This is a genomic window from Anaerobacillus sp. MEB173, assembly GCF_052119505.1.
Classification (GTDB): domain Bacteria; phylum Bacillota; class Bacilli; order Bacillales; family JBJMAU01; genus JBJMAU01.
This window is the reverse complement of the sequence record NZ_JBJMAU010000014.1, coordinates 1-16,307: the sequence shown is the minus strand read 5'-3', so window position 1 is coordinate 16,307 and position 16,307 is coordinate 1. Positions and strand designations below refer to the sequence as shown.

At 35.4% G+C, this 16,307-nt stretch carries 15 protein-coding genes; 3 read left to right on the top strand and 12 right to left on the bottom strand.

Annotated features, from left to right (window positions below; all coding sequences use genetic code 11):
* Positions 1-98 precede the first annotated feature (98 nt).
* The gene (locus tag ACJ2A9_RS18735) at positions 99-893 is read right to left on the bottom strand and encodes an alpha/beta fold hydrolase (RefSeq protein ID WP_441423215.1); all 795 of its coding nucleotides are present in this window, start codon (positions 891-893) and stop codon (positions 99-101) included.
* Between the two features lie 293 nt (positions 894-1,186).
* On the opposite strand from ACJ2A9_RS18735, the gene ACJ2A9_RS18730 reads away from it, so the two are divergent.
* On the top strand, positions 1,187-1,330 hold the full coding sequence (locus ACJ2A9_RS18730; RefSeq protein ID WP_441423214.1) for an FbpB family small basic protein: 144 nt from the start codon (positions 1,187-1,189) through the stop codon (positions 1,328-1,330).
* A gap of 78 nt (positions 1,331-1,408) precedes the next feature.
* Here the strand turns inward: ACJ2A9_RS18730 and ACJ2A9_RS18725 are convergent, their stop codons facing one another.
* The 9 genes from ACJ2A9_RS18725 to ACJ2A9_RS18685 all read right to left on the bottom strand — a co-directional run bounded on the left by ACJ2A9_RS18725 (position 1,409) and on the right by ACJ2A9_RS18685 (position 9,312).
* Positions 1,409-2,266 carry a hypothetical protein gene (locus ACJ2A9_RS18725; protein ID WP_441423213.1) on the bottom strand — a complete coding sequence of 286 codons (858 nt, stop codon included), beginning with the start codon at positions 2,264-2,266 and terminating at the stop codon, positions 1,409-1,411.
* Positions 2,259-2,795: an RNA polymerase sigma factor gene (locus ACJ2A9_RS18720; protein WP_441423212.1), complete on the bottom strand. Its 537-nt coding sequence runs from the start codon at positions 2,793-2,795 to the stop codon at positions 2,259-2,261. The genes ACJ2A9_RS18725 and ACJ2A9_RS18720 overlap by 8 nt, the downstream gene beginning before the upstream one ends.
* 168 nt (positions 2,796-2,963) lie before the next feature.
* Positions 2,964-3,626, bottom strand: coding sequence for a glycoside hydrolase domain-containing protein (locus ACJ2A9_RS18715; RefSeq protein WP_441423211.1), 663 nt, complete (start codon positions 3,624-3,626; stop codon positions 2,964-2,966).
* A gap of 116 nt (positions 3,627-3,742) precedes the next feature.
* Positions 3,743-4,573 carry an aldo/keto reductase gene (locus ACJ2A9_RS18710; RefSeq protein WP_441423210.1) on the bottom strand — a complete coding sequence of 277 codons (831 nt, stop codon included), beginning with the start codon at positions 4,571-4,573 and terminating at the stop codon, positions 3,743-3,745.
* A gap of 72 nt (positions 4,574-4,645) precedes the next feature.
* Positions 4,646-5,395 (bottom strand): glycerophosphodiester phosphodiesterase family protein, encoded by a 750-nt coding sequence (locus tag ACJ2A9_RS18705; protein WP_441423209.1) that lies wholly within the window; start codon positions 5,393-5,395, stop codon positions 4,646-4,648.
* Between the two features lie 116 nt (positions 5,396-5,511).
* Entirely contained in the window at positions 5,512-5,931 is a 420-nt protein-coding gene (locus tag ACJ2A9_RS18700; RefSeq protein ID WP_441423208.1) for a YppG family protein, read from the bottom strand.
* A 182-nt stretch (positions 5,932-6,113) separates the two neighbouring features.
* Positions 6,114-7,031 (bottom strand): DMT family transporter, encoded by a 918-nt coding sequence (locus ACJ2A9_RS18695; RefSeq protein ID WP_441423207.1) that lies wholly within the window; start codon positions 7,029-7,031, stop codon positions 6,114-6,116.
* A 487-nt stretch (positions 7,032-7,518) separates the two neighbouring features.
* The gene (locus ACJ2A9_RS18690; RefSeq protein ID WP_441423206.1) at positions 7,519-7,947 is read right to left on the bottom strand and encodes a DUF1284 domain-containing protein; all 429 of its coding nucleotides are present in this window, start codon (positions 7,945-7,947) and stop codon (positions 7,519-7,521) included.
* Positions 7,948-7,980: 33 nt separating this feature from the next.
* On the bottom strand, positions 7,981-9,312 hold the full coding sequence (locus ACJ2A9_RS18685; protein ID WP_441423205.1) for a polysaccharide biosynthesis protein: 1,332 nt from the start codon (positions 9,310-9,312) through the stop codon (positions 7,981-7,983).
* Between the two features lie 145 nt (positions 9,313-9,457).
* On the opposite strand from ACJ2A9_RS18685, the gene ACJ2A9_RS18680 reads away from it, so the two are divergent.
* Positions 9,458-11,005 (top strand): FAD-dependent oxidoreductase, encoded by a 1,548-nt coding sequence (locus tag ACJ2A9_RS18680; protein ID WP_441423204.1) that lies wholly within the window; start codon positions 9,458-9,460, stop codon positions 11,003-11,005.
* 391 nt (positions 11,006-11,396) lie between these two features.
* Here ACJ2A9_RS18680 and ACJ2A9_RS18675 read toward each other — a convergent pair whose 3' ends face one another.
* Complete coding sequence (locus tag ACJ2A9_RS18675; RefSeq protein ID WP_441423203.1) at positions 11,397-12,866, bottom strand: alanine/glycine:cation symporter family protein; 1,470 nt, start codon at positions 12,864-12,866, stop codon at positions 11,397-11,399.
* A 290-nt stretch (positions 12,867-13,156) separates the two neighbouring features.
* Between ACJ2A9_RS18675 and ACJ2A9_RS18670 the strand changes: the two genes are divergently transcribed.
* Positions 13,157-13,288, top strand: coding sequence for a hypothetical protein (locus tag ACJ2A9_RS18670; protein WP_441423202.1), 132 nt, complete (start codon positions 13,157-13,159; stop codon positions 13,286-13,288).
* Positions 13,289-13,369: 81 nt separating this feature from the next.
* Here ACJ2A9_RS18670 and ACJ2A9_RS18665 read toward each other — a convergent pair whose 3' ends face one another.
* Positions 13,370-16,123, bottom strand: a complete 2,754-nt coding sequence (locus ACJ2A9_RS18665; protein ID WP_441423201.1) for a GTP-binding protein — start codon at positions 16,121-16,123, stop codon at positions 13,370-13,372.
* Positions 16,124-16,307 lie beyond the last annotated feature (184 nt).

The following is a 16,307-nucleotide window of genomic DNA, read 5'->3' as shown; positions in this document are numbered from 1 at the left end:
GGTAACAGTCAGCTCGATCACAAAATTTAGAGTTCATCCATGATGTAACCTCTAGATTTTGCAGGAGAGCTGTCACTTATGAGACATCCCCTATTTTCTTATAACGCTTGTTTTTGAACAGCACTGGTATTTTTTAAAAACTTAATCACATGTTTATTGAATTCCTCAGGTTGATCAATATTACATACGTGACCACACTCATCAATTACATGAAGAGAAGCATATTTGTCTCGTTTCACTTCATGCTTCAAAATAGGCAGAAACATATGATCACCTTTCCCCGCAATATAAAACTTAGGAATAGGTACTTCGTTTCGCCTTAATTCATTAAATAGCGGCTCTACTTCCTTTGTTAATTTATACCATTTAATAAATTCCTTTTGTCCCAGTTTTTCTGCTTCACGAACGAACATATTTCGGGAATAAGCATGATCTTTATTTGGCATTAGAATCCATGCAAAAAAACGATACAGCCACATATATGGGGTGATTGCCTTCCCAATATCACCAATTTCAATTAATACTTTGGATCGCAAATTAAACCTGGCAATTGCTCCCCCTAATACCATCGATGAAATTCTTGAAGGAGCAAATAGGCTAATTCTGTTCATAATAATCGAACCTAATGAAATTCCGACAAAATGAGCTGTTTTAATATTTAAATGATCCATTACTTCAATCACATCTTGTCCGACCGTGGTCAATGTATACTGCGACAATTCTTTTAAATTATTCTTCGATTTACCATGGCCACGCAAATCGATAAACAATAAGTTGTAATGCTTTTTAAAGTCTTTTATTTGCTTATACCAAATTGATGAATTGCCACCTAACCCATGAAAGAAGACGACCCACTCATGATTTGGACTTATCTCACTTGTTTTAAAATACAACAATAGGAAACCCCTACCCTTCAGGAACTATTCTTCCGAAGTATTAGTATTAGTATTAGTATTACATCGACTATCTTCTTGTCTAAATTTAAAAAAACTCTATTACTTTGATCAATTATAACACGAATTTTAATACAAATTTGTAATTTATCGAATGAAGCAAAAAAAATGTCGATATATAAGTTTTCGAATAATTGTAACAATTCTGCTATCTTTTTTCGACAAAATTATGTACAATAGATGTAGGAGAGAAATAAATAGAAAATTTAAAAAAATGTAAAGGGTGGGTAAACATGCGCAGACATAAAAAAATTTCATTTGATGAATTAGTACGTGAAAACAAAAAGAAACTATTAAGCGATCCAGCAGCTATTATGAAAATTGAGAAAAAATTAGATGAACGTCATCAAGTAAAAGAATCGATACAAACAAAATAATCAGAACCTAAAATATTATAAAAAAACCCTGTTCTTACAGTACATGTAGGAACAGGGTTATCTACTACTTTGTTATCATTATTCAATCCACTCTAATTCTGAAAATATGACATCTAATCGAGGATTTATTCCATCCATTAGCTCGGCACTATACTGGATTTTAATGACAAATTTCCGTTCATTATGTTCAACAATTATAAGCTCGCCTAACAGATTATACCCCTTACTATATGCATAGTGGTCAACTGCAATCTCTCTTCTCATACTCTCTTCTATAGAAGAAACGTTAAATCCATTTTCCTCCAATAGTAATGTTTGATTCTCAGCTATTTGATCGATTGTTTGATTCTTGAAGTTTTCCTCTTCAGAAATGCTAATAAACGAATTTTCATGATAGACCCCATTAAAGACAGGATGTATCAATGTCGTTGTACCTTCATCAGTAGAGGATTGTTCTGTCTCAAACTGCTCTGGCAAATACGTTGAAAACTGAAAGTATTCATCAACATAAAGAGTGAATGGTACTTCTTCTTCCATTCCTTCGATTAAAATAGACTTTACTATTTGTTTATCACGATCAACTTTACTTCCCCCTTCAGGAACATCATCAATGAACACTCTCATTTCACTTTCCTGATTATTCTTATCGAACTCTTCTTCCATCATTATAGCCGCACTTTCGGGTGTCAAATCATGTCCTGCACTATCTTCGGAAGCCATTTGCTCTGTACCGGTCCACTGGTTCATAAGAAGAATCGTTCCAAGTGTAACGACTATTAAAATACTTGCTGCATACATCCATTGGCGCTTAGGTTTTCTATTTTTATTTTGCATATGAATATGCTGCATAATTCTCTCTGGAGAGGAGTGTTCAGGAAGTCCATTATATCCCTTTTTTAACCTGCTCATTATGTCTTCAAAATGTTCGTTATTCATAGAGCATCCTCCCTTTCTCAAGGCTTGATTTTAACATTTGTTTTGCCCGCATCATTCTCGTTTTGATTGTTGACTCCCTAACACCAAGTACAACAGCAATTTCTTTATAGCTTTGGTCATGAAAATAATGAAGGACGATTGGGATTCGATATTTCTCTTCTAACTGCTGAATCACACTATGAAGCTCAAGTGCCTCTTCATCAACCGCCAGCTCATGGTACGCATTATCAACAGTTTCCCGTTGCATTCTTTCCGCTTTTTTTCGCAAGCTATTTTCTTTTCTTATTAAATCTCGGGTAACATTTAATGTTAATGTATAGAGCCATGTCGTAAACTTACCCCTTGTATATTTTGTAAGAAATCGATAAACGCGCAAAAAAACTTCTTGAGTAACATCCTCTATATTTTCCGGTCTAACACCAATTTGATAGGCAAATTTCTCAACTGTTTTATAGTGTTTTTCTATTATCATTTGAAACGCTTCATCTTCCCCACTTTTAGCCTTATCGATAAGCTGTTCATCAGTCAACGGTGATCACCTCTCTATATATAATTGTGATGAACGATCATGATCTACTAATTAGACGACTTCCATCGATTAATAGTAACAAAATAATAACTAAAATACGTATGTAATATTTGTATATAAAACAAAAGTAGAACCCCTTAGTATGAAATAACTAAGAGGTTTGTCAATTTAATGCAGGTTTACATATAATCTTTGTTCCATCAAAACTGTGTCAATAGGACATTCATTCGCATCACGTCCATATTGCCATGCCCAAACATTCGCTTCACAATTTGGAGTAGTCGGATTGTATCTTGGGGGATTCGATTTTGCTGTAACTCCTGGTTCTGGTTCTGCGCTCCATAAAACTGATTGAATTCTAACCTGTTTATTTCTCTGAATCGCTTCGCAATAGGCTTCATTAAATGGCCCCTCATTAGGATCATTATAAATGCCTGGTCGATAACCACTTGGAATCATTGTCTCAACCCAGCCTATTAACCAATCAGCATCAACAAGAAAGAACCTTTCAACATTGGCAAAAAGAAATACCCCCTCATCAATGCCTAGTCTGCGCGCATTAAAGATCGCATTCCTGGCTGCCACTGAACCATTACGATATCCTATTGCTTCACGGAAGTTATTATAAATCGGCATTATTTTAATCCCTTTTCCTTTTAAAAAAGTGATTTCATTTACAGTTAACCCTTCACTCACATTAGGAATTGTATTTAAGTACCGACCCCAAAAGTCAGGATGCCCGAAATTGTCTCTAACACATTCATATAAATTGTCATTAGCCGCTGCAGCTGAATCAATACCCCAAATGATATTTTGCTGTCTTTTCCTCATAATTTTTACCTCCCCATCAATGTTAATATATGATTTTTCATGGAGGAGGTTCTTCATAACGATAGTTACCTTTGTTCTTCCCATAAGAAAAACCTCGGCAATACCGAGGCTTACGCTTAAAAACTAAAGTTATCTGGGTCTGGACCGACACGCTCATTTTTATTCAGCCCATCAATCTTATCCATTTCTTCTTGGGTCAAGGTAAAATCAAAGATGCCCGCATTTTCATTTACTCGGTGTTCTTTCACTGATTTCGGAATGGTTACAACACCATGTTGTACATCCCAGCGAAGAATAATTTGGGCGGGTGATTTCCCATGTTTTTCAGCTATTTCGCAAAGCACAGGGTTATCAAAAATTTTCGCTCTCATTAATGGGCTCCATGCTTCTAGTTGAATTTGTTGTTCCTTACAGTACTGCAGTAATTCTTTTTGCGTTAAACGCGGATGAAATTCCACCTGATTCACCATTGGTTTGATTTCACACGTCTCCATTAAATCTTTTAAATGATGAACTTGGAAATTACAAACTCCAATAGCTTTAACAAGGCCATCTTTGTAGAGCTTTTCTAGTGCACGCCATGTGTCTTTATACATTCCTTCTACAGGCCAATGAATTAAATATAAATCAATATATTCAAGATCAAGCTTTCGGCGACTTTCTTCAAAAGCTGCTAACGTCTCTTCATAACCTTGATCAGAATTCCAAACTTTTGTCGTAATAAATAATTCTTCACGAGGAACTTCTGAATCTTTAATTGCATTGCCAACACCCGCTTCATTTTGATAAAAAGCAGCTGTATCAATACTGCGGTAGCCAGCTTTAATCGCATAATGAATCGCTTCTTCAACTTCCTTACCGTCCTCTGCCTTATAGACACCAAGACCAAGCAAAGGCATTTTCACACCATTATGTAACGTTGCACAATCGGTAATACTAGTAACCATATGTAATGCCCTCCCATATTTATATTCACTTTCATTGTACCTAAACTTGATTTAATTAACAAAAAAAGAGTATCAATGGATAGCGTTTCTAACTTCTATCGCCAACTTCGGATTATCTGTAAAAAAGCCAGAATATTCGTTTTGAAAACATACTTTCATCTCTTTTTCAGAGTTTATTGTATACGGTCTAACCTTTATCCCTTCATCTAACAGATCTACGACATCATTTGTAACCATCATTTGATAATCATAATGAAGACTTGTCACTCCAACTGTTTTTAAATAGTTTGCAGGATTCACTAAAGAAGACGCTACAATAATAGCAGATTCAATATGAGGTTTTTTACTTGAAATGTGTTGAATCAGCTTATGATCAAATGATGAGATAATCACTCTATCTTCGAGTTGATATTTTCTGACTAATTGGAGGACAGCATCGCATAATAAAGCACGATCAATCGGTCGAGGTTTTAATTCGATATTTAAGAGTAATGTTGTTCCCTTCGCCCAATTTAACAGTTGCTCTAAAGAAGGGATTTTTTCAACTTGAAAATAATTAGAAAACCACTTTCCGGCACTTAGCTCCTGAAGCTGTTGAAATGTACAGGCTCGGACTTCACCATAGCCTGTTGTCGTACGTTCAAGTGTCGAGTCATGTATAATTACCGGGATATTATCTTTCGAAAGCTGGACATCAAATTCTATCCCATCTACATGAAGCTGTTCAGCGGCTTTAAATGCTGCCATTGTATTTTCAGGATAAGCTGCAGAATAGCCCCGATGAGCAAAGATATGTACTTTTCTACTATTAGCCTTCTCCATTGAAATCTCCCCTTTTTGTTTCAAGTATCACAGATCATCTATTTTCAATTTATTCACTTTTTCACTGATTATGTAAAGGGGATGTCTCATAAATGACCGCCCCTGTTAATCATGTATTATCTTCCTATCCCAAAGGTTTTCATTAATGGACCGATCTGATTGGCAATGCCCATCACTTGATTAATACTATTTCCAATCTTCGTAAAGTCTATATCTCCATCCTTCGTCTTAAAGCCAGCAAACGGATCTGGCGGTGTGAATTGTCCAGGTAATTGCTGCTGTGTATTTTGTTGAGATGGTGTTACTTGCTGACTTTGGTGTTGTGGTAATAACGATTGAAATGGAAACTGCGGTATTTGTGACTGAAATTGTTGTGCTTGATGAAATGGGAATTGTTGAAACGGATTTCCTCCATACGGGAATGGCCCTTGGTGAATAGGAACTTGGTTAAACGGAAACCCATGAAAAGGTCCAAATATTTGTTGATCAAAGGGAGTATTTTGAACCTGGTGAAAGCCCCCAAACCATGGATTCATAGCTAATTTACCTCCTTTTATCAAAACTTGTTGCTATTATTAATGATCCTTATAACAACATATGTGTGGATACTTAAATATGGAAGTGATTAACTGACGTTTTCTCTACAATTGTTACATATATACGAACATAGGCCTTAATTAATCGTTTAATTAAGGCCTATGTATTGATCATTCTCGTATTAGCTACAGTTTTTTTCCTTATATTCCTCTTTCAACGGCTCCTTCGATTTGCCTCTCGTTGATAAAAATACACCTGCAATTACAATTACTCCACCTAATAACTGAACAATCGTTACCGTTTCTCCTAAAAAAAGAACTGCACCTATGATTGTAAAAACAGGTAATAAGTTAAGAAAAATTGATGCTCTTGATGGGCCAATGTCAGCTACAGCTCTATTCCAGAACATTAATGCTAAAATTGACGGGAAAATTCCTAAATATAATAAACCCATTATCATTTTCAGATTAAATAAATCAAGCAGATCCCGACTCCACTCTACTGAAGCTAAAGGGACTAAGAAAATGATCGCTATGAGTAACATAGCAGCTATGCCACCATATACCGGGAACTTATAACTGTGCTGTTTGACTAAAATTGAATAAACTGCCCATGATACGACTGCAAAAAGGGCAATAAGATCCCCTAGATTAAACTGAAGCTGCAGAATTACTTGCAATGAACCTTTGGAAATCACCCAAATCGCCCCGATAATTGAAAGTAAAATCCCTGCCCACTGCAACCTGTTAAGTCTTTCCTTTAACAAGGTTATACCTAAAAGGATTGTAAAAACAGGGGTAATCGCTTCAATGATGGCAACATTCGTAGATGAGGTAAATTGTAACGATCCGTATAGCAAACTATTAAACAACACAATTCCCGTTAACGATAACCAAACTAATGGCTTCCATTCCTTCCGCCATAACTGTTTATGAACTCTAATCTCTCTAATACTTATTGGTAATAAGATGATGAATGCAATCAAGCAGCGAATAAGCGTGATTGTAATTGGGGGCAAATCATTTATGGCCTTTCCAATCAAAATATTACCTGAATAAAACAAGACAGTGAAAATTAATAAAAGATAAGATCTAGTCATTTGTACACCTTCTAACATTAGTTACAATAATCCTTATAGTTTAACACTATTTTACATTTTTTTAAAATAATAGATGATTTAGATTTGAAAAAAAAGTTTTGATTTGTTCCAAAAGCAGGCAAAAAAAAGAAAGGTATACCCTTTCAATTTCTGATCAAATTATGAAACTACTATATTAATTACTTAAAGAGCTTTTACGATATGATAGAATAGCCAATGATATCAGTTCCGTTTCACTCATCGTGTTTAATTCTTTGAACGTATAACCAAGTGTTAGTAGGGTAAGTCTTGCTTTTAAAATATCACTTTTATTTTTAAAACTCATGTTCTATCATCTCCTCAACGGTTCTTATATATAGTAGTATAAATTATTACCAGATTAGAAGATTCTTAAACATTGTCAATCTATTGAATACTAGAGAATTTTTAACAGTTTTGTTTATTGACTAATCTTTAGATCCATTTCTTGTATTCAAATGAGTAAAAGCTATTCTACATCATGCTTTTTTAACTGCTTTAATCCATTTTTGCAAACGCCGTAACGTAACCAAGAGCAGCCCTCACACAAATAATCTAAATCCTCAGGATCCACCTTTTTCACGGTTAAACGCAGTAAATCACTTTTCTTATATACGTCGTTATGTTGAATTCCCAGCTGCTTCATTACTCGTTGATCCATTGATAAGACATGGGGATTTGACTCTATATTCGCCATACATATCTCATCCTGTCGGTTAGGACAAACATGACATGCATCATCAATAGCAGCAACCACTTGAATCTCAAAATCTAATTGTCTATCTCTTATTCTTGACACAATCTCTTCCATCTTTTCTACAAACCGAAGACTATATCCCATTCCTTGAAAGCCATGAACACACAATAAGTGATGTCCGCGTAACACAATTCGATCCAAAACCCACCCACCTCCATTAAATGAATTTGATAGTTATACTACCTTCCTTTTATCCAAACTTGTCATTGTACTAGTTATCCCTATTTTATTACAAATTGTTAAGTAGTGCATAAATGTCACAAGGACAGCCCCTGTATTCATCCCAATGATAATTCCATCCATCTGTAAATGAGCCATCGAACCAAGAACATACATTAGCCCAAATGATATAAAGGTTGAATAAACGAAATGGAGAAAGGCATCTTTGACAAGTCCTAATCCAATCAAAAATGCTTGCAATGGCATAACGAAAAAATGAAAAAAGAAATAAGGTATAAGTAACTGCAAATACCCAGCTGCCGGAGAGTCTTTGAAGAACAGATCAGTTAATGGTTCCGCGTAAAAATAAAACACAAACACAGATGGCACCGCATAGAGCAAAGTCAACATGACTACTTGTTTCAACAGCTTGTGCAGCTTCTCAAGGTCATTTTTAGAATAAGCTTCAGAAACAGTTGGAATAAGTACGATCAAAAAAGAGTGCGCTATAAACGCCGGAAAAAAACCAATTGTCATCGCAACACCTGCTAATTTGCCATATTGGACCATAGCAAGCGGTTCAGCTAAACCTGCTCTCACTAAAGCTGCTTTTATTAAAAATGGTTTGATCGCAAAAGATGCCGCATGAAAAATCCGTAAACCAGTTGTTGGAAGCGATACCGCTAATAAATGTTTGCGAACAGATTTACCACTCATTGTTGCACTAGGTCCATGCTTCATATGGCGAACTTGAATAAAGTAGACAGTGATTAAATACACAAAAATGACAAATTCACTTCCTACCAATGTACAAAGTGCAATTAAAATCGCCACATCCTGCTTAAACTCAAAAAATTGAAAAACAGCCACTAATAGGACTAGCTGAGCCGCCTTTTTTAAGAAACTTGCAAAAGCGATTTTTCCCATATGATGGGAGCCCATAAAGTACCCTTTAGCAATGGTTGATAAGGAAATGAGCGGTATTAGAATGATAACAAGCCATTGAACTAACGGATGATATTTATCAAAAACCGGAATCATCGGAATAACAATAGCAGCAACAAGCACAAATATCACGGTGAATATAACTATAAATCGTAACGCATGTTTGAGCATACTTTGATGATATTTCTTATCTTTCTCCGCAACGAATTTCGATATTGAAATCGGCAGTTCCATACTTGCAAGAACAACAACAAATATAATTGAAGGGAAAATGGCCATATATAGCCCTAATCCTTCTTCACCTAACTCTCTAGCTAATACCATATTAATGAAAAATTCTAAGCACTCCCCAATAAATGCCGCAATAACTAAAAGAAGCGTTCCTCGAAAAAATGTATTCATAGATGAAAGTCTCCTTATCAAGGCTTATTTCTATATAGATATGAGACAAGTTTAAATATTATTTGCATTCATTCCTTTTCATTTTGATTTATTTTCTATTAAATGGAAATAATGAATACGATGAAAAAGATTAGGAGTGAAAAACATGCGCGAACATTTACAATCAGGGAATATGCCTCAATTTCCAGAGCCCTATTGGAGAGATTCAACTAATCTAAACTCCTATCCAAAGCTTACTGAAGATATTAAGGCTGATGTAGCTATTATTGGAGGAGGAATAACCGGTATCACTAATGCCTATCTTTTGGCGAAAGAAGGGGTAAAAGTTGCCTTGCTTGAAGCTGGGGTAGTGCTCAATGGAACGACTGGTCATACAACAGCAAAAATTACAGCTCAACATGGACTCATCTACAATGAATATCTCAATCATTTCGGTCCAGAGAAAACAAAGCTTTATTATCAAGCGATTCAACAAGCTTCTCAATTTATTAAGGATACCATCGCTGAACATAACATCGATTGTGATCTTAGCGAAGAAGACGCCTATATTTACACGAACTCAAAACAGGAAATTTCAAAATTAGAACAAGAAATTCTCGCTTATGAAATTATAGGTGCTGATTCAGAATATGTAGAGTCGATCCCGATTCCTATTGATGTAAAAGCAGCAATCGTTATGAAAAAACAGGCACAATTTCACCCACTTCAGTACATGAAACACCTTCTCGATCTTTGTACTGAATCTGGTGTGGCTATTTATGAACAAACAACAGCAGACCATATTGACCAAGAGGGTGACAAGATTCATGTAGTGACATCCAATGGGAATCGAGTTACAGCAGAACATATCATCTCCTGTTCACACTTTCCATTCGACGATGGCTCCGGCTTTTATTTTTCACGAATGTATGCCGAGCGTTCTTATGTTCTTGGTGTCAGAACAGAAAAGGAGTTTCCAGGTGGTATGTACTTAAGCGCTGAAAATCCAACACGCTCCCTTCGTTATGCAAACATGAATGGTGAGAGGCTTGTACTCATTGGTGGAGAAAACCATAAAACAGGACAAGGAATTCCAACCATTCAGCACTATGAATCACTTGAGCGATTCGGCCATGAAACTTTCGGTATCAAAGAAATTCCGTACCGTTGGTCAGCCCAAGATTTAACAACATTAGATAAACTTCCTTATATTGGCCGCATTTCCAGGGATCATACAAACATTTATGTAGCTACCGGATATCGAAAATGGGGCATTACTAACGGAACCGCCGCAGCATTATTACTCACTGATTTAATTACTGGAAAAGACAACTTATATCATGATGTGGTCACGCCATCAAGATTTGTCGCTGATCCTAGTATTAAACACTTCGTGAGTCAGAATTTAGATGTAGCAAAGCATCTTATTCAAGGAAAAGTGGAAATGGCGCTCGGAAAACCAGAGGATTTAGATCCCGACGAAGGTGCAGTTGTATCTGTAAATGGTAAGAGAGCCGGAGCCTATAAAGATAATGAGGGAAATCTCTATCTCGTTGATACGACATGTACTCATATGGGTTGTGAAGTAGAATGGAACAGTGGTGATCGATCATGGGATTGTCCATGTCATGGTTCAAGATTTTCAATCGAAGGGTCAGTGATTGAGGGACCAGCCAAATCCCCACTAAAAAGACTTAATGACGATACAAAGTAACATCAAAAGGGATGTCTCTAATGCAAAGTAACAGTCACCTCGAACACAAAATCTAGAAGTAAATTCGTGATGTAACTTCTGGATTTTGAAAACGTTAGAGGAGAGCTGTTGCTTACTAGACATCCCCTTTTGATTAAATTATACGCGTTTTTTTGTCCAACGGATGACTTGTATTATGAAGATGATACAGATTAATGCTGCTGCTCCGTTCATAAATAAATAAAGAAACTCACCAGATATCATAATTCATTCACCTCACTGATCATACTTTGAATCCAGTATAGCGCAGTTCTCTATTCATCGTCTGTAACATATCGCACATTTGCATCAACATTTAGAAACAAATAGAAGAAAGAGTTTGCTATAGGAGCAACTCTTTCTTCTATCAAAACTAGCTTGAGCGTTCTTTATCCATTTTTTCTTGATCTTGTTTGTATTCATTTACCCAATAATCTGCATTCTTAATTCCAAGTTTCTCAGGATCAAAAACTGGATCAAGCCCTTGTTTCTTTTGCTCTTCGTAATCCTTTAAAACTCTTAGTGCAGGTTTTGCTAGAATAAGAATGGCAATTAAGTTTAACCAAACCATCAGCCCTAATCCAATATCACCTAGTGCCCATGCAAGGTCTGCTTCTCTCACCGCTCCAAAAAGCACAGCACCTAATAATACGATTTTCAAAATAAACATTCCAATTTTACTATTTTTTCCTCTTATTAAATAAGCAACATTTGTTTCCGCCATATAGTAGTACGCCATAATCGTTGTAAATGCGAAGAAAAATAATGCAATCGCAACAAATGCTGCGCCAAAGCCAGGTATTACGGATTCAATCGCAGCTTGTGTATAGCCGGCACCTGCAGGAATCTCACCGATGTAATTCACAATGGTATTGCCTGCACCATCAACAACATTATACATACCAGTGAAAAGAATCATGAAAGCGGTTGCAGAACAAACGAGAAGTGTATCAATATATACTGAGAACGATTGAACTAACCCTTGCTTAGCTGGATGTGATACTTCAGCAGCTGCTGCAGCATGTGGTCCAGTTCCTTGCCCTGCTTCATTTGAATAAATACCACGTTTTACACCCCAAGCAATCGCTAAACCAATAATACCACCAAATGCAGCATCAGCACCAAAAGCACTGCTAATGATTAATGAAAAAACTGCTGGTAGTTGAGAAAAATTTGCAAAAATAATAACAAATGCTAAAAGCATGTAAGCTACCGCCATGAATGGAACAACGAGCTGAGCAACATTTGCAATACGTTTAACTCCACCAAAAATAATAACACCAATAATAGCCATTAGGATAAAGCCAGTTGTCCATGGTGAAATGGAAAACGCATTCTCAACTGCTACAGCAATAGAATTCGATTGAATCCCTGGCATTAAAAGACTCATCGCTAATAGAGTAGCGATCGCAAAAATAACAGCATACCACTTCCAACCAATTCCTTTTTCAATATAAAAGGCTGGGCCACCACGATATAGTCCATTATGTTTTTCTTTGTATACTTGTGCTAATGTTGATTCAATAAAAGCACTTGATGCTCCAATAAAAGCAATTGTCCACATCCAAAAAACAGCCCCAGGTCCACCAAACGCGATCGCAGTTGCTGTACCTGCTATATTACCAGTTCCTACTCGTCCTGAAAGAGCAATTGATAATGCCTGAAAAGATGAAACGCCTGCGTCAGAACTTTTCCCTTTAAACATTAATAGAACCATTTCTTTAATATGTCTGACTTGTAAAAACCGCGTTAAGATTGAAAAAAGTAAACCTACGCCTAAACAAAAATAAATCATCGGGTTACTCCACAGAACACCATTAAGCCAATTGACGATTTGTTCCATAAATTTGCCTCCTTTTTCTCTACCATTTTTTTGTAATCTTTTTGAATCTTTAATATATTCGAATTATAAAGTAAAACTTCTGTTATTGCAATATAGTAAACGGTAATAAATATAATATAGAGAAAAAATACGTGAGATTACGTGACAATTCAAACCACTATTTGGCTACTCACTGAAGTACAACTCTTTTTTTTAAAAACTATTCAAGCGTTTTATAAATATTCATAATTCTTATAAATAACTCATACATTTATAAAAAAATAATATAAAGTCAATCAGGAGGATCAAAAATGAAAAGATTATTACTTTCATTAATTGCCGGTATCTTAGCTGTAACCGTACTAACCGCCTGTGGTGAAATCAAAGAGGAATATAAGGTTGATGAGGATTGGAGTGAACGTGCCGGAAATACAGATAACTAATCTATACCTAATTACATGCAAAAAAGAAGGGGGTTCTCAACTTTTCACGTGAGAACCCTCTCTATTATTGTCATTCATCTATTAATTGACATGCCGTTTTTCTCTTGTTTGTTGCCTTTGTAGAGCATCCATCACTAACTCATATTGACGTAATCTTATTTCAAATAAGGTTAACGGGTCGAAATAAATCTCAGGATTTGACTTTAAGGTTTGTAAAGATTCCTTGTTTATTTCTATTTCCGTTTGTGCTTCCTCGATTGCAGCATTAAGTATATCGAATGGGTTTTTGAAGAATAAAGTAATATCCCGCTCAATCCCCTTCTCAAATAACTCAAACTGTAACATAAACTGCTTCGAAACAAGTGCAGAAGCTTGTTCATAACCTTCATTCTCTATAAATTTCTTGTATATCTTATATAGGGTTTTGCTTGTTGGAAGTCCTCCAAATAACTTTCCTGAGCCTTTTAATAACATTAAAGACGGTTTAAACCCACTTAGAATATTAATGTTTTCTAATTGGATCCCCGTTGTCATTCGTTGGGCATCACGACTCCAATCATCAAGGATTTTGAAATCACATTCCAAATTTAACTTTTCTTCCTCATACAGAGCATTAAACCCATCTCGAATATCCTCTAGGTAAGATTGACTCTCATTAAATTCCTCTTTAGCTAATTGAATCCACTCTTGAACTGATATCGTAAATTTGTGCAATAACGTCTGTTGAATGTATTGACGAATTCTTTGATTCATTTCATCATTCAACTGTTGATGAATGGTTCCTAAATCACTATCTTCTTTAATTAAATTCGCGCACTCACGCAGTAAACTTGGAATCGTACTCGTTAAATCGTTCTTCATATCGTCTTTAATCATCATGTACGAGTGCTTGATATTTTTTATTTTTTCTTTCTCTATATCTTTTAACTGATTAACAGCTCCATTTAATTTCGAAACTAGTTCTTCATTCCAGTTAATTGAGACAGACATATTGTTTTCCATCTCAACTCGTTTCTCAAAAAGGTGGGCAATCGTTTTACGAATAAAGAAAAGTAATTTTCTATTTCTCTCTTCATGATTCCGTGCAGACTTCACTTGATTAACTAATGCAATAAGGTCATCCCTTTGACCTTTAGAATCAAATCGTGAAGAGTAAGGTATGATATGTGCATTTGGAAAATGTTTTTGAATCTTCACTCTAGTTTCATCAATAAGTCCTTTTGCTTCTTTGTTATGATTTATTACATCAATTTTATTTAATAAAAAGTGAATGGAAATATTCGGAGCAAGTTCTTTAATTTGTAGTAGAATATCACATTCTTTATCAGTAAAAGGCATTCTAGCATCTAATACAAACAACATACTGTCGCCTAATTGTAGGTACTTAAACAATTCATTCCAACTTTTGACTCCTTTATAGCTTGGAGTATCGATGATTGCAAGTGAATGCTCATTTAAAAATTGGTTAGGTATTGAAAAATCTAAAATATGCGATTGACGCGGTACTGCAGTTACTGTATGAAAATCAGTTAGTGTCAAATCTGAACTAATATCAGTATCTGTTATTTCTTTAATCTTTGTGTCCGAAGCATCCTTAAACATAACAAATGTTGAGGATGAACCTTCTACGATCTTTTCACCAAGTATAGAATTGATAAAAGATGATTTTCCACTCCCGGCCAGACCAGCAATTAAAAGGTGCGTTTTATTTAAATTTGTAAGTTCATCAACAATCCACTTTATTCTATGTCCTACATCTAATCCATTACTTTGTGACCAATTGACAATAGAAGTAAACAAGTTATCACTTTGCTCTATATCACCAGAATAATCACTTGTTTCATAACTTTTTTTCTCCGCTTCACTCAGTACTGACGAACTCATACTTGAAGGAAACATCTCGTTCCAAGAAAGCACAGCGGCTGCTGCTAATAGTGCATGTGAGGAATCCGTTACCTTTAACCAGTTCGTTAATAGTTTTGGTATGACCTCTGACAATTCACTTACGAAGTAATCGCCATTAATCAAATCATAGAATGTCTCCTGATAAAGACTGGCTAGTTCATTCCACGCTTCTGTACGGTTAACTTCCATCTGTAAGAATATTTCGTTAAAGTCACTAATCCATGTAAAGTAGAGTTTTTCATTTTTGTAACTTTTCCATAATGCTGACGTTAAATGCTCAAATACAACCTGGTCAACATTAAACAATGTGCGTAATACTTTAGAGAAGTATTCAGGAGCAATTGTTTTCGTTAACCCTTGGTCTACATAAGTTTTCAAAGCTTCGAACCATTCTAACGATTCTGTTCGGTTAGATTCGAATACAGCTAACTCAATCGCATTACTCCAATCCCCAAATTCTTCAAAAAAGGTTCTGGCAATCATTGTAACAGTTTCATAATCAGGGTTAATCGCGACCACATTCTTTATTACTTTTGTCGCTTCATCTATCCGTTCCTGTTCAACATAGATTTGAAATAACTTTAATGCAACCTCAGTATTAAGGGTAAGGCTATCCGTATTAATTGATTTATACTTTTCTTCAGCAATGGAGAAATCCCCCATTTTATAGTAAGAATCAGCAATATTTTTGATTGCCCAAGATTCTAATTCATTTGAAACCTTCTCCCATTTAAATATTGCTGCCTCAAAATCCTTATAATGAAAATACATCTCACCTTGTGAAAAACGCAAATAGTTTACATCCGGTGAATCATTCTGTTCTTCAGTAATATATAGTTCAGCGAGTAGTTGAATTGCATGAGTGCCATTGTTCTCTATCAAATACCGTTCATAATAAGTCTTATTAATCAAATGATTCTCAAGTGTCATAAGTATTAGTCCCTTTCCTTATGTAGTAAGGTTTTAATATAATTCGTATGAATATTATTCTTTATGGCTTATTCTATTATTTTAACAAAGTTTTTGCATTAGGAAATTTCAATTATCTTACAATTGTATTTATTTAGATAAAAAATCAATAAAAAAACACACCCAAAACGGATGTGTTTGCTTT